This is a genomic window from Burkholderia sp. BE12, from assembly GCF_002959955.1.
Lineage (GTDB): Bacteria > Pseudomonadota > Gammaproteobacteria > Burkholderiales > Burkholderiaceae > Burkholderia.
In genome coordinates this window covers 286,052-303,546 of the sequence record NZ_PREY01000001.1, presented here as the reverse complement: position 1 = coordinate 303,546, position 17,495 = coordinate 286,052, and the positions used below count along the sequence as shown (strand labels likewise).

At 68.5% G+C, this 17,495-nt stretch carries 14 protein-coding genes; 3 read left to right on the top strand and 11 right to left on the bottom strand.

Annotated features, from left to right (window positions below; genetic code table 11):
* Positions 1-31: 31 nt before the first annotated feature.
* Genes C4B30_RS01350 through C4B30_RS01340 form a run of 3 tightly spaced genes read right to left on the bottom strand, consistent with a single transcriptional unit; the run spans position 32 to position 3,590 of the window.
* The gene (locus tag C4B30_RS01350) at positions 32-979 is read right to left on the bottom strand and encodes an ABC transporter substrate-binding protein (RefSeq protein WP_027786588.1); all 948 of its coding nucleotides are present in this window, start codon (positions 977-979) and stop codon (positions 32-34) included.
* 42 nt (positions 980-1,021) lie between these two features.
* Positions 1,022-2,053 (bottom strand): ABC transporter permease, encoded by a 1,032-nt coding sequence (locus C4B30_RS01345; RefSeq protein ID WP_027786587.1) that lies wholly within the window; start codon positions 2,051-2,053, stop codon positions 1,022-1,024.
* Complete coding sequence (locus tag C4B30_RS01340; RefSeq protein ID WP_027786586.1) at positions 2,046-3,590, bottom strand: sugar ABC transporter ATP-binding protein; 1,545 nt, start codon at positions 3,588-3,590, stop codon at positions 2,046-2,048. The genes C4B30_RS01345 and C4B30_RS01340 overlap by 8 nt, the downstream gene beginning before the upstream one ends.
* Positions 3,591-3,823: 233 nt before the next feature.
* On the opposite strand from C4B30_RS01340, the gene C4B30_RS01335 reads away from it, so the two are divergent.
* Positions 3,824-4,525 carry a FadR/GntR family transcriptional regulator gene (locus C4B30_RS01335; protein ID WP_027786585.1) on the top strand — a complete coding sequence of 234 codons (702 nt, stop codon included), beginning with the start codon at positions 3,824-3,826 and terminating at the stop codon, positions 4,523-4,525.
* Between the two features lie 250 nt (positions 4,526-4,775).
* Entirely contained in the window at positions 4,776-6,881 is a 2,106-nt protein-coding gene (locus tag C4B30_RS01330; RefSeq protein WP_027786584.1) for a TonB-dependent siderophore receptor, read from the top strand.
* Positions 6,882-6,910: 29 nt separating this feature from the next.
* Here C4B30_RS01330 and C4B30_RS01325 read toward each other — a convergent pair whose 3' ends face one another.
* From C4B30_RS01325 to C4B30_RS01300, 6 genes are all read right to left on the bottom strand, one after another.
* Positions 6,911-8,164, bottom strand: a complete 1,254-nt coding sequence (locus tag C4B30_RS01325; RefSeq protein WP_027786583.1) for an arsenic transporter — start codon at positions 8,162-8,164, stop codon at positions 6,911-6,913.
* A 37-nt stretch (positions 8,165-8,201) separates the two neighbouring features.
* Positions 8,202-9,467, bottom strand: coding sequence for an MFS transporter (locus tag C4B30_RS01320; protein ID WP_027786582.1), 1,266 nt, complete (start codon positions 9,465-9,467; stop codon positions 8,202-8,204).
* Between the two features lie 20 nt (positions 9,468-9,487).
* On the bottom strand, positions 9,488-10,036 hold the full coding sequence (locus C4B30_RS01315) for a hypothetical protein (protein ID WP_027786581.1): 549 nt from the start codon (positions 10,034-10,036) through the stop codon (positions 9,488-9,490).
* A gap of 42 nt (positions 10,037-10,078) precedes the next feature.
* Positions 10,079-10,660: a hypothetical protein gene (locus tag C4B30_RS01310; protein WP_230469160.1), complete on the bottom strand. Its 582-nt coding sequence runs from the start codon at positions 10,658-10,660 to the stop codon at positions 10,079-10,081.
* A 369-nt stretch (positions 10,661-11,029) separates the two neighbouring features.
* A complete protein-coding gene (locus C4B30_RS01305) occupies positions 11,030-12,412 on the bottom strand; it encodes a sigma-54-dependent transcriptional regulator (protein ID WP_027786579.1) in 1,383 nt (460 codons plus the stop codon).
* On the bottom strand, positions 12,394-13,884 hold the full coding sequence (locus C4B30_RS01300) for a sensor histidine kinase (RefSeq protein ID WP_027786578.1): 1,491 nt from the start codon (positions 13,882-13,884) through the stop codon (positions 12,394-12,396). Before C4B30_RS01300 ends, C4B30_RS01305 begins: the two co-directional genes overlap by 19 nt.
* 223 nt (positions 13,885-14,107) lie before the next feature.
* Between C4B30_RS01300 and C4B30_RS01295 the strand changes: the two genes are divergently transcribed.
* The gene (locus C4B30_RS01295) at positions 14,108-14,365 is read left to right on the top strand and encodes a hypothetical protein (protein WP_027786577.1); all 258 of its coding nucleotides are present in this window, start codon (positions 14,108-14,110) and stop codon (positions 14,363-14,365) included.
* Positions 14,366-14,499: 134 nt separating this feature from the next.
* Here the strand turns inward: C4B30_RS01295 and C4B30_RS01290 are convergent, their stop codons facing one another.
* The gene (locus C4B30_RS01290) at positions 14,500-16,623 is read right to left on the bottom strand and encodes a LamG-like jellyroll fold domain-containing protein (protein ID WP_227789479.1); all 2,124 of its coding nucleotides are present in this window, start codon (positions 16,621-16,623) and stop codon (positions 14,500-14,502) included.
* A 515-nt stretch (positions 16,624-17,138) separates the two neighbouring features.
* Complete coding sequence (locus tag C4B30_RS01285) at positions 17,139-17,459, bottom strand: hypothetical protein (RefSeq protein WP_027786575.1); 321 nt, start codon at positions 17,457-17,459, stop codon at positions 17,139-17,141.
* Positions 17,460-17,495: the final 36 nt, after the last annotated feature.

The following is a 17,495-nucleotide window of genomic DNA, read 5'->3' as shown; positions in this document are numbered from 1 at the left end:
GTGACTCGATGCGGGAAAGCGGCACGGCCGGTCAGTACAGGACATTCTTCGCCGCCTGCGAATCGAGGTTCTGCTTGTCGACCATCACGACGCCGGTATCGATCAGCTTCGGCGCGGGCTTGCGCTCGATGACGTCGAGCGCCGTGCGCACGCCCTGGTTCCCCATTTGCCACGAGCCCTGCACCGCGATCGCCTGCACGGTGCCGTCGCGCACGAAGCCCTGCAGGTCCTCGTTGCCGTCGAACCCGATCGCCACCACCTTGCCCGCCTTGCCCGACTGCTTCAGTGCGCGGCCCATCCCGACCGCGGTCGGCTCGTTCGCGCCGAAGATGCCCTTCAGGTCCGGATTCGCCGACAGCACGTCGGTCGTCTGGTTCAGCGCGGTCGCCATTTGCGATTGCGAGTAGTACGGACCAACGACCTGCAGCTTCGAATGGCTCTCGATATACTTGCGGAACCCGCCGACGCGGCTGACCTCGGACCCGGCGCCCGGCACGTACGACATGATCGCGATCTTGCCGGACTGCCCGACGCGGTCGATCAGCGCCTTCGCGCACAGCGCGCCCGCCTTCTCGTTGTCGGTCGACAGGAACGCCTGGTAATACGGCTTGCCGGCATCCGCGATGGCCGAATCGATCAGCACGACGGGAATATGCGCTTCCCACGCCTTCTTGATCGCGGGTACCAGCGCATCGGGGTCGGACGGCGCGAGCACGATGCCCGCCACATGGCGCGTGACCGCGTTGTCGACCATGTTCACCTGTCCGCTGATGTCGGACTCGGCCGCCGGCCCCTGGAACGTCATCGTGTAGCCCTTGGCCCCGTCGAGCGCCGCCTTCGCGCCTTTCTGCACGTTCTGCCAATAGTTCGAATTGACCGTCTTGACGATCACGGCGATCTCGCCGCCCGCCGCATACGCGCCGCTGTTGCACGCCGCGAATACGCACGCCGATGCCGCCAGCAGGATGGGTTTGTTCATGTCTCGCTCCGCTTCTCGTTGGTAGGGACTGCTTGCTGCCGGTCAGGGCCGGCGACTGCGCAACTGGTCGATCCAGACCGTGCCCAGGATCACGACGCCGATGATGATCTGCTGAATGAAGCTCGACACGCCGTTCATGTTCAGGCCGTTGCGCAGCACGCCGATCACGAACGCGCCGATCGCCGTGCCGGAAATCGTGCCGACGCCGCCCATCAGCGACGTGCCGCCGATGACCGAACTGGCGATGGCGTCGAGCTCGTACATGACGCCCTCGTTCGGCTGCCCCGTGACGAGCCGCGACATCAGCACGCAGCCGGTCACGCCCGCGAGCGCGCCGGACAGCACATAGGTGAACAGCTTCACGCCCTGCACGTTCACGCCCGAGAGCCGGGCCGCCTCCGCGTTCGACCCGACCGCGTAGATATGACGGCCGAGCGACGTTCGAGACAGCAGGACGGACACCACGACGAACAGCACGACCATGATCACGACCGGATACGGAATGCCGGGAAAGGTCGTGTCGGGGAACCCGTCCGCGCCGATGCGCGAGATCCGCAGCAGCGCACCGTTGCCGAGTGCGCCGAACGCGTCGCCGAGATCCGATACCGGCCGGGCGCCCGTGATCTGGAGCGCGATGCCGCGCGCGACGAGCATCATGCCGAGCGTCGCGATGAAGGGCGGCAGGCCCATGCGCGTCACGCAAATGCCGTTGACGAACCCGCACAGCGCGCCGACCAGGATGCCGGCCGCCATGGCCGCCGGCACCGGCACGCCGGCCTTGACCAGCAGCGCCGCGCACACGCCGGCCAGCGCGAGCACCGAGCCGACCGACAGGTCGATGCCGCCCGTGATGATCACGCAGGTCGCGGCCACGCCCAGATAGGCGATGGACGTGACCTGCAGGCCGACGGTCATCAGGTTGTCGACCGAGAAGAACGCCGCGCTCGAAATCGAAAACGCGAACACGAGCACGACCAGGCTGCCCAGCGCCGCGAACTTCTGGATCAGGTCGCGCCGCCGCTGTCGCGCCGCCCGTTCGTCGGCCTGGCTTCGATCGGATGTCATTTCAAGCATGGGAACGCCCCGACGCGTAGTGCATGATCTCCTCCTGACTGGTGTGTTTGGTGTCGAGAAACGCGGTCAATCGACCTTCGTGAAAAACGGCGATCCGATCGGTCATGCCAAGCAGCTCCGGCAGTTCCGAACTGATCAGCACCACGCCGACGCCGTCGGCGGCGAGCCGGTCCATCAGCCCGTAGATCGCGAATTTCGCGCCGACGTCGATCCCGCGCGTCGGCTCGTCGAAGAACAGGATCTTCGAACCGCGGTAGAGCCATTTGCCGATGACGACCTTCTGCTGGTTGCCGCCGGACAGATTGCGCACGCGCTGATGCACGGACGGCGTGCGAATCGCGAGGTCCTGCACGTAGCGGCGCGCCACGTCCAGCTCGGCGTCGAAGCGCAGGAAACCGAGGCGCGACGAGATACCGCGCACGTTCGCGAGCGTGAGGTTCGCCGCGACGGGCATCGGCAGCGCGAGCCCTTCTTTCTTGCGGTCCTCCGACAGATACGCGATGCCGTGCCGGATCGCCTCGCGCGGCGAGCGGATCGTCACGGGCCGGCCGTGCAGCGCGATCGTGCCGCCGTCGGGGCGGTCCGCGCCGAAGATCGCGCGTGCGATCTCGGTGCGCCCGGCGCCCATCAATCCCGCGAAACCCAGGATCTCGCCGCGGCGCAGCGCGAACGACACCGGCCCGAACACACCGTCGCGGCGCAGTTCCCGCACGTCGAGCAGCACGTCGTCCGTCGGCACCGATTGCCGTGACGGATAGGCGTCGTCGAGCGTCCGCCCGACCATGCGCGCGACGATGTCGTCGATGCTCACGTCGGCGAAATCGTCCGTCGAGATGTGGCGCCCGTCGCGCAACACCGTCACGCGATCGACGATCTGCGCCATTTCGTCGAGCCGGTGCGAGATATACAGAATCGCCACGCCGTCGGCGCGCAGTTCCTCGATGATGCGAAAGAGCTGCACCGTTTCCGTTTCGGTCAGCGACGACGTGGGTTCGTCCATGATCAGCACGCGCGCATCGAGCGACAGCGCCTTCGCGATCTCGACCATTTGCTGCTGCGCGATGGACAGCACGCCGACCTTCGTCGTGGGCGCGACATTCAGGCCGATTCGCGCGATGCAGCGCGCCGCATCCGTATTCATGCGCCTCGTATCGACGAACGGCCCGCGCCGCGGCTCGCGTGCGAGAAACAGGTTCTCCGCCACGCTCAGGTGCGGGACGAGATTGAGTTCCTGGTGAATGATCGCGATGCCCGCCGCCTGCGCTTCGGATGCCGAACGAAATCGCACCGGCGCGCCGCGATAGCGAATCACCCCCTCGTCGGGCAGGTACTGACCGCTGATGATCTTCATCAGCGTGGATTTGCCCGCGCCGTTTTCGCCGCACACCGCATGCACCTCGCCGCGGCGCAGATCGAGGCGAATCCGGTCGAGCGCGACGACGCCCGGGAAGCATTTGCGAATCCCTTCCAGGCGCAGGATCTCCCGGTCCGCTTCGTCCTGAGCGGCCTGACCGGGCAGATTGCGAGGCATTGCCATTGCGTCTCCTTGGGGTGGATCGACCTCGGCAGGCTCTGGTCAGTCCAATTTAGACGAATTACAGCAATCAAACCAATTTTGGTCAAGCCAATTTAACTATTCACATCTGATCTTACCAATGGTGAAAACCCGCACATCGGGATGAACGGGCCGCCGCAAAGGGCGAAGCAGCGTGCGTGATAGACTCCGCGACACGCGCTTGCGCCGAAAGCGCATTGACCCCATTGCATCGAATGAAATCGACAGAACCCAAGCGGCTTTACCAATCGGTCGCGGCCCAGATCGTCGCGTTGATTCGTCAGGGCGAATTCGCGATCGGCGAGCGGCTGCCGCCGGAACGCGAGCTGGCGCTGACGCTCGGCGTATCGCGCCCGTCGCTTCGCGAGGCGCTGATCGCGCTGGAAATTGGCGGCCAGATCGAAATCCGGATGGGCTCCGGCGTCTATGTCCGCGACACGGCGGCCGACGATGTCGGCACGATGGTCACGCTCGGCGACAGCCCGTCGGAATTGATGCAGGCCCGCGCGGCCGTCGAAGGCAGCGTCGCCGCACTGGCCGCCGCGCGGATGACGGCCGCGATGCTCGAGCGCCTGCGCCGCACCGTTCAGCGCATGAAGCGGCTCGCGGAGGCCGGCAAATCCCCGGTCGAAGCCGACCGGCAGTTCCACATGCTGATCGCGGAAGCCGCCGGCAATTCGGTGCTCACCCGCTTCGTCGGCGAGCTGTTCGACAGCCGTCACGACCCGATCGCGACGGCCATGCGCGGCCACGCGGAGAATCCTCAGACCTGGACCGCCGCCGTGCGCGAGCACGAGGACGTGCTCCTCGCGCTGCAGGCCGGCGACCCGATCGCGGCGCAGACGGCCATCCGCGCGCATCTTCGCGCGTCCGAGGCGCGCTGGATCGACGGCGGGCTGAAAGCCGATCCCGACTGATCGCGCACCGGCGCCGGCACGCGTCGGCGAGCGCGTCGTCATGTGACGCCAGCCCGGTTTCCGTCCCTCTCTTCCCCTCCTTCGCGGCCGCGTGCCGCGCCGTTTCGCGTTGCGCGTCCGTTCTGAAAATTACGATTGCAAATGCCTCTCATTTGCATTAAATTGCCGCGCAAATGTACTGTTTGGAACACAGATGTCGGCGCGAGGCCGCCCGCCGTGCCCGAACGCGAAACACACCAACAGGAGGCGTATGAGCAGGAGCAACTGGGCGGCCGCACCGATGGCCATCGTGGTCGGCACGGCGGGCATGGGCGCCGCCGACGCGCAGGAAACGTCGCTGCCCACCATCGAGGTATCGGCGCAACGCGCGACGGCGCCGTTTCGCATGCGCGAATCGACGAGCGCGACGCGCGGCGAGGCGGACGTGATGGAGATTCCGTTCGCGGTCAGCAGCGTCGATACGAAGCTGATCCAGACCGTGGCCGCCACGCGCGGCGACGATCTTTACGACTGGGTCGCGGGTGTCTCGCGCCAGAACAACTTCGGCGGCCTATGGGACAACTACGCTGTGCGCGGCTTCGCCGGCGACGGCAACACGTCCGGCACCGACTATCTGGTCAACGGCTTTTCGTGGAATCGCGGCATGAGCGTGCCGCGCGACACCGTCAACCTCGAGCGCATGGAAGTGCTCAAGGGGCCGGCGTCCGCGCTGTATGGCCGCGGCGATCCGGGCGGGATCATCAGCTATACGACGAAGCAGCCGCAGTTCGCACGCGCGAACACCATCGGCGTGTCGGCCGGCAGCTACGGCGCATTGCGCCAGACGCTCGATTCGACCGGCCCCGTCACGAAATCGCTGGCGTACCGCTTCGTCGCGATGAACGAGAACAACGGCAGCTTTCGCGACACGGTGTCGAGCAAACGCTACCTGTTCTCGCCGTCGTTCACCTGGGACATCGGCGCCGACACGACGCTCCACTACGAGTTCGAGAGTGCGCGTCAGCGCGCGCCGCTCGATCGCGGCGTGCTGGCGGTCAACGGGCAGCTCGGCGTGATCCCCGCGTCGCGCTTTCTCGGCGAGCCGCGCGACGGCGACTACGACGTGCGCAACACGGGCCACCAGTTCACGCTCGAGCATCGCATCGATTCGCGCTGGTCGATCAACGCCGGCGTCGCGCAACGCAACACCGACCTGTCGGGGCGTTCGTCCGAAGCCTTCGCGTTGCAGCCGGACGGCCGCACGCTGTGGCGCCGCTACCGGCAAGTCGCGTTTCACTCGAACGACCTGCAAGGCCGCCTCGAGACGACCGGCACGTTCCGCACGGGCGGCATCGGCCATACGCTCGTGATGGGCGTCGATGCGTACCGCTTCAACTACGACCAGTTCGTCACGCGTTCCACGCCGACCGCCGCGGCGCCGTATGCGATCGACATCTTCGATCCGGTCTACGGCCAGCCCGCGCCGACACCGCGCACCGCGACCAACCTGCTCGAGCGCGACGACGGTCAAGGCGTCTACGCACAGGACACGCTCGCGTTCGGGCCGCACTGGAAAATCCTTGCCGGGCTGCGCTGGGATCGCTTCCACCAGTCGATCGACAACCGCCTGAAGGGCGTGACGACGAGCCAGTTGCAGACCGCGGTGAGCCCGCGTGTCGGCGTCGTGTATGAAATGAGCCCCGCGTTGTCGCTGTATGCGAACACCGCGTATTCGTTCCGGCCGAACAACGGCGCCGACGTCGGCGGCCGCGCGTTCGATCCCGAAAAGGGCCGCGGCTACGAAGCCGGGGCGAAATGGGCAGGCGCGCGCTGGCTCACGACCGTCTCGGCGTTCTACGTCACCAAGCGCAACGTGCTCACCGCCGACCCGGCGAACGCCGGCTTCTCGCGCGCGGCCGGCGAAGTGCGCAGCCGGGGCGTCGAATTCGAGTGGAGCGGCGACCTCGGCCACGGCTTGCGCGGCATCGCCAATTTCGCGTACGTCGACGCCGAGGTCACGCGCGATACCGTGCTGGCGCCCGGTTCACGTCTCGTCGACGTACCGCGGCTGAGCGGCAGCGCGCTGCTCATGTACGAGACCACGCTGCCGTTCGCGGACAAGGCCGGCGCCGGCGCGGGCCTGATCTACGTCGGGCGCCGGGCCGGCAACACGGCCAACACGCAGGACGGCTTCGAGCTGCCGGCCTACGCGACCGTCCAGCTCAACGGCTACCTTCAGGTCAACAAGCACCTGCGTGCGTCGGTGGTGCTGAACAACCTGTTCAATCGCACCACCTACGTCAGCTCGTACAACAGCCTGTGGGTCACGCCGGGCGCGCCGCGCAGCCTGTTCGCGTCGCTCGCGTACTCGTTCTAGGCCGGCCGGGACGGCTGACGCATCGCGCGTCAGCCGCCGACCACGAATCGCGCGCCCAGCGCGAGCAGCAACGCCGGCGGCATCACGCACGCACCGACCGCGAGGAATGCGCGGAAACCGACCTGCAGCCCTTCGCGCCGGATCGCCCTCAGCCACAGAATCGTCGCGAGCGATCCGGTGACCGACAGGTTCGGGCCGAGGTCCACGCCGATCAGGATCGCATCGACCACCGTTCGCGGGCTGTGCGCGGCCTGGATCGTCGAGCTCGCGATCAGCCCGGCGGGCAAGTTGTTGACCCCGTTCGACACCAGCGCGACCGCGACGCCCGCCGCCGCGGCGGCGACGTGCTCGCCGCTTTGCATCAGCGCGTGCAGCAGCCCCGCCAGTACGTGCACCGCGCCGGTCCGGTCGAGCGTCTCGACAACGACGAACAACCCCGCGACAAGCGGCAGCACGCTCCATGAAATCGCGCGAACGATCGGCACGCACGCCGCGCGATCCCGCATCGCCACGCACGCGACCGTGACGACGCCCGCCAGTGCGGTCGGCAATCCAAGCGGGCGATCCAGGACCGACACCACCATCAGCGCGACGGCCGTTGCCGCGATGCCCGCCAGCGCGATGCGCCCGCCGCGCGTCAGCGGTTGCACCGGCAGCCCCGACTCGCAACCGCCGGAAAGCGCACGTCGCTGCACGATCCGCAGCATGACGAACGTGCACGCGATCGACGCGACGGACGGCGCCGCGAAGTGCACGAGCCATGGGCCGAGCGACGGCATGCGCGCGCCATACAGCACCAGGTTCGCCGGATTCGAAATCGGCAGCACGAAACTCGCGGCATTCGCGACGAGCGCACAACTGTACAGCAGCGGCATCGGATCGGCCTTCGCGCGGCGCGCGGCGGCAAGGACCGCGGGCGTCAGCACGACGGCGGTCGCATCGTTCGACAGGAACACCGTGGTGACGACACCGACCAGGTAGATCAGCGCGAACAACCGCCGCGGCGAGCCCTGCGCGAGATTGACGACGTGCGTCGCGACCCAGTCGAACAGCCCCTCGCGACGGGCCGCCTCGGACAGCAGCATCATGCCCGTCAGAAAGAGGTACACGTCGCCGCCTTTCGCGACGGCGTCCAGCGCCTGGGCAGCGGGCAGCAGGTTCAACCCGACCAATAGCAGCGCGCCGCTCACCGCCCACGTGGCCTCGGGCCAACCGAACGGACGCGTGATGACGCCCGCGGTGGCGAGCGCGGAAATCAGCCAGGCAAGCGAAACAGGGTTCATGAGCAAAGGGACGGAGGCATGGGAATCGACATCGCTGTCACGACGATGTCGCCGATAGATCGGCGGGCTTGCCGCACACGCTGCTCAGCGATCGCGCGTGGCCGAGCCACAGCGCGAGCGAGCCCGTCGACACGGCGCCCAGCACGACGAACGCGGCCGGATAGCCGAAGTGCTGCGCGAGCACGCCGCCCAGCACCGGACTGAGCGCCGCGCCGATGCCCTGCGCGGTCGCGACGGCGCCCTGCCCGGCATTCACGCGGCCGGAGCCATGCAGCAGGCGAACCACGAGCGCGGGCACGACCACGCTTTGCAGGCCGGCGCCGATACCGTCGAGCACCTGCACCGGCCACACGCCCGCTTCGCTCATCCACGTCGCGGCGACCAGCCCGCGCACCGGCAGCACGAGGTACGAGCACAGCAGCACCCGCCAGTAACCGTGCGTGCGAATCAGTCGGGGCGCGAGCCACGCCGCCGCAATCATCACGCACTGCGCGATAACGATGGTCTGTGCAGTGAACGCGCTCGGGTTGCTGCGATGCGTGACGACGACGCCCATCCCGTAGAGCGGCAGCATCGCGGCGTTGCCGAGATGAAACAGCGCGAGCGACGCGCCGAGCAGAACCAGCGGCCGGTTTTCGGCGAGCGTGCGCAGGCCGCCGACGCGCGACGTCGACGCCGTGTCGAACGCATCGGGATGCGTCGCGTCCGTTCCCGGCGTAGCGCCGGCAGGATCGAGACCACGTGCGGACGCATGATCAATCGCGTGCCCGGGAATCGCCAGGGTGCTCACGATCGCGAGGACCGTAAACACGCCGACGAGCGCGAACACCGCGTCGAATCCGACATGCCAGCCGAGCCACCCAGCGAGCGCCGCACCGGCGACGTTGCCGGCATGGTTCGCCATCTGGTTGCGCCCGAACTGCCGATCGAACCCCTGCCGGCGCACTATGCCGAGCGTCACGCCCGCGGCGGCCGGCGCCAGCACCGCGCCGCTGACCGCCGCCAGGATCTGCGACGCCGCCACCGCCGGATAGCTGTGGACGAAGATCAACGCCAGCGACGCAAGCGCCGTCACCGCGGTCGCCACGACGATCAACGCCTGCTTCGCGCGCACCGCATCGACGAGCGCGCCGGCCAACGGCGTCGCGGCCATCGCGGCGAGCCCGGCCAGCGTCATGACCGAGCCGATCGCATCGGCACCCCAGCCGCGCGACAGCAGAATGACGCCGATGAACGGGCCGATGCCGGCCTGCACGTCGGCCAGGAAGAAGTTGAGCGCTTCGAGCGCGCGTGCCGCTCTCATGTCGTCTCACCGTCGCACGATCATTCGATATCCGCATCGACGAGCTCTGCGATCTCGCTCACGTCGAGCATCGTGCCGTGCGGCGTGACGATGCCGTGGCCCCACGCCTGCACATGGACACCGGGACGCAGATAATCGTGCAGGGCTTCAGCCGCATGCGGCGGTACCCGCAACGCGACGCCGCTCGTCAGCAACGCGCCGTTCAACTCGCCTTTCGGGCCGTGCAGCGCAAACGCGACTTCGCCGCTCGATTCCATCGGTTTTCGAGTGGCGTGCGTCGGCTTCGGCGGTGCAGCGTGCGCAGGCCCGTCGTCGACGATGTCGACGCCGTCGCGCCCGGTCAGTTGCACGGCCGCGATCATCGCCGCTCGACGCGGCTTGACGCCCCGCACGCGAATGCGGTCGCCGACCGCCACACGGCGCACCAGTTCGCGGCCCAGATGCGGCGGCACGTGAACCTGCAGGTCGCCGTTCAGGATCAGGCCGTCTATTTCTCCGTGCGGATTGAGCAGGAACTGCGTGACGCGGCCGCGCGTTTCGGGCAGGCAGGCGGGATCGATCCAGTGCATGGCAGGACTCCTTTCGATGGATTGGGGAACAGCGTCGCGCGATCAGCGCGCGACATCGTCATAGAGATTCACGACATGGCCCGGTGCGCCGAACGCCGTCGCCTGCAACGCTTCACCGTATGCGTTGCGCGTGCCGTAACCGACCGCGGCCACGCGCTCGCCGGGGACGAGCAGCGCGCCGAATTGCTGGGCGGCCGGAACGGTCAGCTTGACGATTGCACCGCTGTCGAGCATTACGCCGTCCGGCTCGCCGCGCGGCGCGCGCGTCACGCGGCGCACGACGCCGGACACGCTCAGGCGGGCGAGGTGGACGCCGCGCAGCATGGGCGGCACGGGCGCGACGGGCGCGGGCGGCTGATCGGACAGCGATGCACCGGTGTCGTCGTTGCGGACGATGCGTGCGCGGATTTCATCGTCGACGCGTCGTTCGCCGGCTACCGTGACACGCTGGCCCGACCGCACGAGCGCTGTCAGTTGCGAACCGAGATGCGGCGGCAGTCGGACGAGCGTGCCGTCGGCGAGCACGAAGCCGTCGACGGTGCCTTCCGGATTGATCGTCAGGCGCGACAGCGTGCCGGAAACCAGCGCATCCGATGCGGTGTCGTTTCCGGGCCCGGCAGGCACGAGCGTGCGAGGCCGAGGAGGAGCAGGAGACGGAGGCGGCACGGCGCCGGGCGGGTCTTCCGCGCGCGGCGCCGGCGGCACCTGCGCCAGGCCGACCGTTGCGACGGCAACGAGTGCGGCGGCGCAGAGCATGCGATACGACCGGCGCACGGCGCCACGGCACCGCGGCCGCGATCGAACGACAGGCAGGTACGACTTCATGACGGGGTCCGGCGACGGATTGCGATGCATCGATATCCGCAATACCCGTGCCAACCCGTGACGCCCCGCGTGGTCATGCGCCGAACGACGACGCGCGCCAAACATGTCGGATTTCCCGACACGTCGCTTCGCCGGATGTCGGCATTCCCGACAGTCGAAACGGCGCGACTAGTCGTCGCGCTCGATCCCGAGATTCGCCATGCGTGCATAGAGCGACTGGCGGCCGATCCCGAGCTGCCTCGCGGCTTCCGCGCGATTGCCGTTCGCGCGCTCGAGCGCATGCATGATCGCCGCGCGCTCGACCGTCGCCAACGCATCGGGCAGCGGCATGTCGAGCAGGTGCGCCGGCACCGCATCGGCGCCCGGCTGGCGCGCCGGCACGGCGGCCAGGCCGAGATCGGCCGCGCTGACGGCCGGCCCGGGGGCGAGCGCGGCCGCCCGCTCCATCACGTTGCGCAGTTCCCGAACGTTGCCCGGCCAGCGGTGATCGAGCAGCGCGCGTTGTGCGTCGTTCGTCAGGTGCAGCGGGCGCATGCCCGCCGCGCTGCCGAGGAAATGCGCGGCCAGCGGAAGGATGTCGGCCACACGCTCCGCGAGCGGCGGCAGGTGCAGCGGAATGACGTTCAGCCGATAGAAGAGATCTTCGCGGAACGTGCCGTTCGCGACCGCCGCGGCGAGGTCGCGGTGTGTCGCGGCCACGACGCGAATGTCTATCGCGGTCGGGCGATCCGCGCCGAGCGGCATCACCTGACGCTCCTGCAGCGCGCGCAACAGCTTCGCCTGCATCGCGGCGGGCATGTCGCCGATCTCGTCGAGAAAAAGCATCCCGCCGTCGGCCTCGACGAGCCGCCCCGCGCGATCGGCATGCGCCCCGGTGAACGCGCCGCGACGATGCCCGAACAACTCGCTTTCGAGCAGATCGGCCGGGATGGCCGCGCAGTTGACGGCGACGAACGGCCCCGCATGCCGCGCCGATGCCGCATGCAGCACGCGGGCCGCCACCTCCTTGCCCGTACCCGTCTCGCCGGTCAGGAGCACGGTCGCATCGCTCATCGCGGCCCGGCCGATCTGCTTTTGCACGTCGCGCATCGCCGCGCTCACGCCCAGCAAGCGCGGTCGGTCCGCGGCAGGTTCGCCCGCGAAACCGCCGTCGGATGGCGCCGGCGCCGGCGGCTGATTCGCCGACACGATGCGTTCGAGCAGTTGCGCGATGTCGCGACGCCCGATCGGCTTCGTCAGGTGATCGAATGCGCCGAGCCGCATCGCTTCGATCGTGTTGTCGCTGGTCGCATGGGCCGTCAGCATGACGACCGGAATCGCGGCCAGGGTGGCATCGTCGCGCAGTTGCGCCAGCACGGCCAATCCGTCCAGATCCGGCAGGCGGAAATCCAGAAAGATGCATTCGATACCGTTGCCACCGCCGTCGCGCAGCACGCTGAGCGCGGCCCGGCCGGTTGCGGCCTCGACGACGCGATGACCGAGATCGGCGAGCGTTTCGGCGAGGCCGTCGCGAAAGGCCGCGTCGTCGTCGACTATGAGGATGTTTGCCATGGAATTTCAATCACGAATGCGGCGCCTCCATCGAGGCGCGCGTGCCCGCCGTGCGCCGCCGCCACTTCGCGGACGACGGCAAGACCGAGACCCGTGCCATCCGCGCGGCCCGTCACGAACGGCTCGAAAATCCGCTCGCGCTGCGCGGCCGGCACGCCGGGGCCGCTGTCCGACACGATGATGCGCAGCCAGTCGCGCCCGGCGAACGCGCGCCGCTCGGCGGCGAGCGTGACCGCGCCGCCGTCGCCCGCGTGGTGCAGCGCGTTGAGCAGCAGATTGTCGAGCGCCCGCCGCATCTGGTCGGGATCGAAAGCGGGAAAATCCGACGGCCACGCGAGCCGTTCGCCCTGCCCCGCGAGCGACAGCGTCAGATCGATCGCTTGCCGCTGCGCCAGCTCGCGGTGCGCATCGACGACCTGCGCGAGCCACGCGTCGACGTCGACACGTGTCGCATGCGGGCGCACCGGCTGCGTCAGCGCGAGCAGGCTCGACAATTGCGCGTCGATGCGCTCGATCTGCGCGAGGATCACGCGCAACGCGTCCTGCTGCCGCCGGCCGTCACCGGCCAGCGCGTTTTCCGCCTTCAGCCGCATCGCGCCCATCGGATTGCGAATCTCGTGCGCAACCTGCGCGGCAAGCTTGCCCAGCATGCCGAAGCGCTCGGCCTGCGCGAGGCGCGTGCGCAGTTCGTCGGCCTGCTGTTGCAACAGGTCCGCGCGCCGCGCCCGCTCGTTGAACGCATCGATGACGCGGTCGAGATCGGGTTCGCCGACGTACGGCAGGTGATGCTCGCGACCGTCGGGCCCCAGCCCCCTCTCGATCCGTGCGAGATTGCGCTTCCATCGGCGCAGCGCCACGGCCAGCGCCGCCGCGATCGCCAGAATCACGGCGAGCACGGCCGCGAGGCCCGTTGCCAGCAGTTCCCCGTGCCGGCCCAGCGGCGGGCGCGCACGCGTCAGCATCCACACGTACAGACCCGAGCCGCCGCGTACCGGGCAGGCCGCCGCGATCACGGCATCCTGCGCGCCTTCGACGACGTTCGCCGTCGCGGCATGCGTCGCGGCCGAGGCACGCAGCGTGCGGAGGATCAGCGGCGTTTCCGCTTCCGGAACGTCGTGTTTGGCGCCGCTGCCCTGATAAGTGGGAAAGGAATACGCGAGAAAGCCGCTCGCCGCAGGGGCGGCGCCGGGCATCCAGAACCCGCCCTCCATGTCCGGCGCACGGGAGAGCACGATATCGAGGATCGCGTGCATCAGCTCCGGCCCGGGCGCGGCGCCCGCCGACGCGGAAGACGCGCTGTAACGCGACGCGACCGCTTCGCATGCCGACGCGCCGGCGGCCTTCGCGCTGGCCACCTGCTGGCTCTCGGCGGAACTCGCCATGACCCAGACGACCGCGACCAGCGTCGCGTACAGCGCCGCGACGAGTGCCCAGAGCATGACGAGTTGGGTGGAAAACGACGGGCGCTTCATCGGATCGGGCTGGCGGTCGAGGACGACAGAATAGCGTATTGCATGTCATGCGAAGCCGTCACGACCGCCATCCATCGCGCCGACGGCTGGCCCGACCGGATGGGAACGGCGACGGCGCGCGCCGCTGCCATCACGCTCGCCGCTTGCATTTCGGAATCGGCGACCGATCCCGACGACCGCGCACCAGGAATGGTCGGCCAATCTGTTCACCACGGCTTCGGACATGTTTCCCAAGGCAGCCGTCGGTTCGGTGGTGGGTATCGGCGGACTGGCGGGTGCGCTCGGCGCAACGCTCTTCCCGCTGCTAGTGGGCGCCGTTCTCGATCACTTCAAGGCGCTCGGGCACATCGGCGCGGGCTACAACATCCTCTTCATGATCTGCGGCTCGGCTTACCTCGTCGTGTGGATCGTCATGAGGGTGATCCGCTCGTCCCACCAGACGGTCGATCTCGCGCGGCTGTCGTCGAAGGCAAGTATGTAATCCGTTCGGGACACAAGGCAGGGCATGATCAGGCTTAAAGGTGTCCGACCGAAAAAACGAACGGGAATCAAAAACGCCCGCCGCCGGAAATCCGGCGCCGGCCATCTCGGCCAATCCTGGCGTGTGGGGCGCCCCTACCGCGCAAGCGCGGCGACTTGCGCCGCCGTCAGCGCCCCCTGGTACACGCGGAAATCGCTCACGAGGCCGTCGAAGGCCGGATCGGCCGCAAACTGCGAACGCCCGATCCAGTTGTTCGCGGTCGAACCGAGTCGCCAGGGCGCGAGAAACGCGTCGGTCGCGCTGCCGACGGCTGCACCGTCGACGTAGAGCGTCGCCGTCGTACCCGCCAGCGTGACGGCAACGTGTGTCCACTGCGCGGCCCGCAGCGGCGCCTTCGCATCGATGCGCCGTTCGCCGTGCGGCCCGTTGACCGTGATCGCGAAGCGCAGCACACCGGTGTCGGCCAGCGGCGTGAGCATCATGTAGCGCCCGGTGCCGGTGCCGAAGTCGAACACCCGCGACCATTTCCGCACGGTGCGCGCGCACACCCACGCGGCAACCGTGAAATCCGACACGTCGGCCAGCACGCCCGCCGCAAGCGCGACATGGCTGCCGGCACCGTCGAGCGACAGCGCATTGCCGTTGCGCCCCGGCGCGAATGCCGCCGCACCGACCAGCGTACCGGCATGCCCGTTGCCGCTGCGATCGGCGGCGGTGGCGCCACGCGACTCGTCGAACGGCAGCCAGATCTGCAACTGCTGGCCGGTCACCACGCGCGCTGGCGCAGAATTCGCCGTTTCGCCCGTCGGCGTCGTCGCGCTCACCACGTAATACCAGGTACCCGCGGCCGGGCTGTCCGTCCACGTCAGCGGATCGACGATGCCGGTCGCCACGGTGGCGTACGGGCCGCCCGATGCCGCGCCGCGCTTGACCGTGTAGTGCGTGGCGTTCGCGACGCCCCACCACGACAACACCGCGCGCCCGGTGCTCGCATGCGCGGTCAGGCCGCTCGGCGCCGGCGCGGCCCCGGCCGGATCGCGCGTGTGCATCAGCGTGCCGTAGCCGAGCTGGTCGTAACCACCGCTGTTGGGCCCGTAGTTGCCGCCCCCGCCCTCGGGCTGCGCCGCGAGCGCGAAACGTTTCGACCACGGCGCCGCGAGCCCCTTGCGGTTCACGTAATGGTTGTACACGAGCGCCCAGCACGGCCGAACGCCGCCCTGTCCGCCGGTCGCGAACTGCGTTTGCGTGACGTTCACGTTCGCGTAGGTGACGTAGGGCACGTCGAAGAACGGACCGTCGGGCGATTGGCGCAGGTTGGCTTTCGCGACGTATTCCGCGCCGGCGAGAAAGCGGTTGTTGTCGTATCCGTACAGGTCGACGCCCTGGTTCCAGGCCATCTCGCAGATCGCGCCCGCCAGCGCGATGCCGAGCGTGTTGTGCCCCTGGTCGCGGCCGCTCTCCTGCCACTGGCCGAGATGGCCGGGATGAAGGTAATACACCGCCTGCGGTATCGCGCCGTTGCCGGGCCCCGACCGGAAATAGTCGATCGCCTCGTCGAACAGCGCGCGGTCGTCGCACAGCACGCCGATCGCGAGAATCGACGCGATATTGCACAGATCCCAGTTCGCCCAGTAGTGCGTGATCTCGGTATTGTTGTGGCGATGCAGGAAATCGGTGTTGATCGGGTAGAACACGGTGCGCATCATCTTCTGGAACGCGGCGAAATCCGCCGCGGCCCAGTTCGGATAGCCGCGCATGATTTCGCCGGCATTCGCGAACTCGTAGCCGTACAGGCCGGCCGCGAGATCGACGTTCGAATCGCCGCCCAGGCGCTGCAGCGTCGACGCCCATTCGTTCATGATCCGCACCGCCGTGTCCGCATACGCCCTGTCGCCGGTCACTTTCCAGCGCAGCGCGCACGCATAGGCGGCGGCGACGTCGTTGTACAGGATTCCATAGTTTTGCGACCCCTTGCCGCCGCGATCGATTTCGACCTGCGGCCGCGGCTTCCACGACGAGTTCGCGTGGCTGTTCGCGATCAGCACCGACCAGCCGTCGAACCACGGCTGCGCGTGCGTCATCATCTTTTGCGCGACGCGATCGAAATCCGCCTGCGTATGCAGCAGGCCCGGATGGACGAAGGCCGGCGACGAGCCCGTCGATACGGCGGCGAGTGCGGTGCTTGCGCCGCCGAACGTCTCGCCGCAGGCGAGCACCGCCAGCGCGCCCAGACTGTGGAGAAACGTGCGCCGCGACATCGCGTCGTCCGACGTCCATTCCGCTTGCGAAGCGTCGCCCGTGCGATGCGCCAGCGCTTCGCGCATCGCCTTGTCCTTCGTCCCTTGCCTGCCGCTCATGCGTCTCCCTTCGTCGTTGCGGCCACGCCCGCGCGCGGCCCTGGGTTCGAACTTCATCGAAAGCGTGCCGCGCGCCGGGAATGCCGGCACGGCGATCGGCGATCCGGAGGGCTGTCGATCGGGCATCCTCCGAAGCGTCCCCGCTTCGCCTGCCCAGCTTCCGGCCGCCACGGCAACACGCCATGCGATCCTAAACGTGAACGGTGACAGTGGTGGGAAGCGGCGGCGACCGCGCATGGTGCGCGTCGGGATCGGCTGGGTCAATTACGTGTTGTAAGCAACGGTCCCGTCGGCTCGCGACGTGGGCAAGCGTCGTCGCCCGATCGGCGTGCGATCCGGTTCGCCGCGTTCAACGTCGACCGTACGGCATGCGTGGCGCTTTCGGCCTGCAGTCCGCGCATCGGCCCCATTGCCTTTCAGCGTGCGTTCGCGGGGACGGCAGCGCGCTTCGCCGCGCCGTCCCGCTCGATCCGCTCGACGATGCGCGCGAGACGAATGATGTCGGTCAGCGCGAAATCGGCCGCATCGGGCCGGGGCCGGCCGCACTGGTCGGCCATGCGCATCGCGAATGCAAGCGCTTCGGAACGCTCGCGCAGCAGCGCGCGCAGTGCATCCGCGATCACCTGCCGGTCGCGCGGGTCACCGAGGTCGAGCATGGAGCCGGCATCCGGCATCGCGAGCGGCCGGGCCGCCCCGAGCACGGAAACATCCGGCAAGCGCATCGTGTCTGGTTCCATGGTCTTCCTCTTTTTCGACTGGCGACCGACCGGCCC

Excerpts from the sequence above, each read along its gene's own strand:
- C4B30_RS01350 (WP_027786588.1), bottom strand. The coding sequence starts at position 979 with ATGAACAAACCCATCCTGCTGGCGGCATCGGCGTGCGTATTCGCGGCG.
- C4B30_RS01345 (WP_027786587.1), bottom strand. The coding sequence starts at position 2,053 with ATGCTTGAAATGACATCCGATCGAAGCCAGGCCGACGAACGGGCGGCG.
- C4B30_RS01340 (WP_027786586.1), bottom strand. The coding sequence starts at position 3,590 with ATGGCAATGCCTCGCAATCTGCCCGGTCAGGCCGCTCAGGACGAAGCG.
- C4B30_RS01335 (WP_027786585.1), top strand. The coding sequence starts at position 3,824 with ATGAAATCGACAGAACCCAAGCGGCTTTACCAATCGGTCGCGGCCCAG.
- C4B30_RS01330 (WP_027786584.1), top strand. The coding sequence starts at position 4,776 with ATGAGCAGGAGCAACTGGGCGGCCGCACCGATGGCCATCGTGGTCGGC.
- C4B30_RS01325 (WP_027786583.1), bottom strand. The coding sequence starts at position 8,164 with ATGAACCCTGTTTCGCTTGCCTGGCTGATTTCCGCGCTCGCCACCGCG.
- C4B30_RS01320 (WP_027786582.1), bottom strand. The coding sequence starts at position 9,467 with ATGAGAGCGGCACGCGCGCTCGAAGCGCTCAACTTCTTCCTGGCCGAC.
- C4B30_RS01315 (WP_027786581.1), bottom strand. The coding sequence starts at position 10,036 with ATGCACTGGATCGATCCCGCCTGCCTGCCCGAAACGCGCGGCCGCGTC.
- C4B30_RS01305 (WP_027786579.1), bottom strand. The coding sequence starts at position 12,412 with ATGGCAAACATCCTCATAGTCGACGACGACGCGGCCTTTCGCGACGGC.
- C4B30_RS01300 (WP_027786578.1), bottom strand. The coding sequence starts at position 13,884 with ATGAAGCGCCCGTCGTTTTCCACCCAACTCGTCATGCTCTGGGCACTC.
- C4B30_RS01295 (WP_027786577.1), top strand. The coding sequence starts at position 14,108 with ATGTTTCCCAAGGCAGCCGTCGGTTCGGTGGTGGGTATCGGCGGACTG.
- C4B30_RS01290 (WP_227789479.1), bottom strand. The coding sequence starts at position 16,623 with ATGTCGCGGCGCACGTTTCTCCACAGTCTGGGCGCGCTGGCGGTGCTC.
- C4B30_RS01285 (WP_027786575.1), bottom strand. The coding sequence starts at position 17,459 with ATGGAACCAGACACGATGCGCTTGCCGGATGTTTCCGTGCTCGGGGCG.